A 2,700-nucleotide genomic window follows, 5' to 3' on the forward strand; every position below is an offset into this window, starting at 1 on the left:
GTCGAAGGGTTTCGGGCGCCGGCAGGCGTACGAAAGTCTTACATGTACGACCCGCGGTGCCGCACGCGCTGAGCTATGGGGATTTCAGATCGGAGCCGTTAGGCGTACTGGCGCTATTGCTGGCTTGGTATGATCCGTGCGGCCCAGGCGGACTGCCTTTCGCCCGGTTCAGACGGTTTAATCGGTGGCAGTGCGCATCGTTTTCGTCATGCGGTATGGCATCGGTCATGCAAGGCGCGAGCGTCAGCGCTTCCCGCCACGGTGCGTGGGCAGGATGCATATATGCCTGGCCATGCCGGATCATGGCGCGAACTCCGGGTGACGGATCGGGGTGTTTGGCGGTGCCCGCGGTTGTCGCCAGCGTTCGAAGGTCTTGATGATGTTCATATGCCCGCCGCAGCAAGGGCACGGTGGTCGCAGATCGACAGGCTCTTCGAGTACAGCATCGTTGGGCGGCGCGGCGACCTCGAGCAAGTCACGAGCACGCGCGAGATTGGCTTTGCGCGATGAACTGGCCAGCAGACCATAGTGCCGGATACGGTGGAAGCCACGAGGCAGGACATGGGCCAGGAACCGCCGGATGAACTCGCCGGTGCTGAGGGTCATGACGCATTGGCGTTCGGGTCCATCGCGGCGGTAATCTTTGTAACGGAGCGTGACGCCGGCCTTGTCGAAGGAGACAAGTCGTCGGTTGGAGATGGCGATCCGGTGGGTATAGCGGGACAGGTAGGCGAGCACCGCTTCAGGGCCCGCAAAGGGCGCCTTTGCATAAACTACCCAACGCGTCTTTCGGACCGGTGCCAGATGACGCAGGAAGACGCGCCGTCTGGTGAGTGATGCGAGCGATCCGAAGAAAGCCAGCTTACCGGCGTCGTAAAGCTGGATCAGCCGGGTCAGGAACAGACGGCGGAACAGCTTTCCCAGGGCACGCACCGGCAAGAGGAAGGCGGGCCGCGTAGATATCCAGCGCGTTCCGTCGAGTGCGATGCCGCCACCTGGCACCACCATATGGACGTGGGGATGGTGCGTAAGCGCCGAGCCCCAAGTGTGGAGCACGGCGGTGATGCCGATCCTGGCGCCCAGATGCCTGGGATCGGCCGCGATCGTCAGCATGGTCTCCGACGCTGCCTTGAACAGCAGGTCGTAGACCACCGCCTTGTTGTGAAAGGCAATCTCGGCGATCTGCGCCGGCAGCGTGAAGACGACGTGGAAGTATCCCACCGGCAACAGATCGGCCTCGCGTTCCGCCAGCCAGGTGCGCGCCGCCGCACCCTGGCACTTGGGGCAATGCCGGTTGCGGCAACTGTTGTAAGCGATCCGCCAATGCCCGCAGTCCTCGCAGGCCTCGACGTGGCCGCCAAGGGCTGACGTGCGGCAGTTCTCGATCGCCGTCATCACCTTAAGCTGGGTGAGGCTCAGATGGCCGGCATGGGCGGCTCGATAGGCCGGCCCGGCGGCACGGAAGATATCGGCGACCTCCAGTGAGGTGCGCAACGGCTCAGCCGTCTGGCGCCGCCTGTGGTTGGGGTCCTGGGAGCAAGGCCAGCTTGTCGAGTGGACTGATGACAGCGCGCGCAGTTCGGGTCGCAACTTTGGTGTAAAAGGCCGTCGTCTCCAGCTTCTCGTGCCCCAGCAGCGCCTGGATTACCCGGATGCTCACACCATCCTCCAACAGGTGGGTCGCAAAGCTGTGTCTTAAGGTATGGGGGCCGACCTTCTTCGCGATCCCGGCCGCGTGCGCCGCCTCCGCCACGATCCGATACAGATGGCGCGTGCTGATCGGCTTGAGATAATGCTGTCCCGGAAACAGCCAGCCATCGGCATGCATGACGCCCTGCTGCCGCCCGACCTTCCACCACTCGCGCAACAGAATGAGCAGATCAGCTGGGAGGATCGCATTGCGATACCGTCCGCCTTTGCCCCGTTCGACGCGGAGCAGCATACGCTCGCTGTCGATATCGCGCACCTTGAGCATCGCCACCTCAGCCACACGCAGGCCTGCGCCATAGGCCACCGATAATGCCGCTTGATGCTTCAGAGAAGTGGTCGCACCAAGCAGACGCGCGACCTCGTCAGGACTGAGGACCGTGGGCAACGATCGAGGGTGCTTAACGAAATAAAGTCTGCGGGAGAGATCGGGTCGATCGATTGTGCGTGTGAAGAAGAAGCGCAGTGCCGATACAATGCTGTTCATCGTCGGCACACCGACACCCGCATTTTGCTGATCAATCTGGAACTGACGCACTTCCTCTGGTGTCGCGGTGTCGGGAGGGCGTCCGAGATAATAGGCAAAGCGCTCTACGTGGCGGACATAGTCGATCTGGGTCTTACGCGCGAACCGGCGCATGTTCATCTCATCGATCATGCGCTGACGCAACGAACTGACTGGAAGGTCGGAAATAATCTCGATCATCGTTCGACTCCTTGGTTGAAAGGAGTCGCGATGGTCTGCCTACCCGAAGCAGGGCTCAATCATGGTGCTGCACCAGAGCGATGAGAGACCTAGCGCCAAGCGCCCCTCCCGCGCAGCGGGTTCGTACAAGTGTCCTTTGCCTACAATGTAGGCGTTGGCGCTCTCAGAGGCTCTACGCTGCTCAGAAAGCTGAATGCGGGGGATTTTGCCGGTGCTGCTGAGCAATTCCTCGTCTGGAACAAGGCGGGCGGCAAAGTGCTGGCTGGCCTTGTGAAGCGCCGTGCCGC

Annotated in this window: 3 protein-coding genes; 1 reads left to right on the forward strand and 2 read right to left on the reverse strand. The window is 62.0% G+C overall.

From position 1 onward, the window contains the following. Window positions 1-300: 300 nt before the first annotated feature. Window positions 301-1,494 carry an IS91 family transposase gene (locus KAY22_RS27605; protein WP_296626239.1) on the reverse strand — a complete coding sequence of 398 codons (1,194 nt, stop codon included), beginning with the start codon at window positions 1,492-1,494 and terminating at the stop codon, window positions 301-303. A gap of 4 nt (window positions 1,495-1,498) precedes the next feature. Further along, window positions 1,499-2,413, reverse strand: a complete 915-nt coding sequence (locus tag KAY22_RS27610; RefSeq protein WP_296626240.1) for a site-specific integrase — start codon at window positions 2,411-2,413, stop codon at window positions 1,499-1,501. Between the two features lie 129 nt (window positions 2,414-2,542). Between KAY22_RS27610 and KAY22_RS27615 the strand changes: the two genes are divergently transcribed. Next, a partial coding sequence (locus tag KAY22_RS27615; RefSeq protein WP_296626241.1) for a lysozyme occupies window positions 2,543-2,700 on the forward strand: 158 nt, incomplete at its 3' end.

Source organism: Rhizorhabdus sp., assembly GCF_018006725.1.
Lineage (GTDB): Bacteria > Pseudomonadota > Alphaproteobacteria > Sphingomonadales > Sphingomonadaceae > Rhizorhabdus.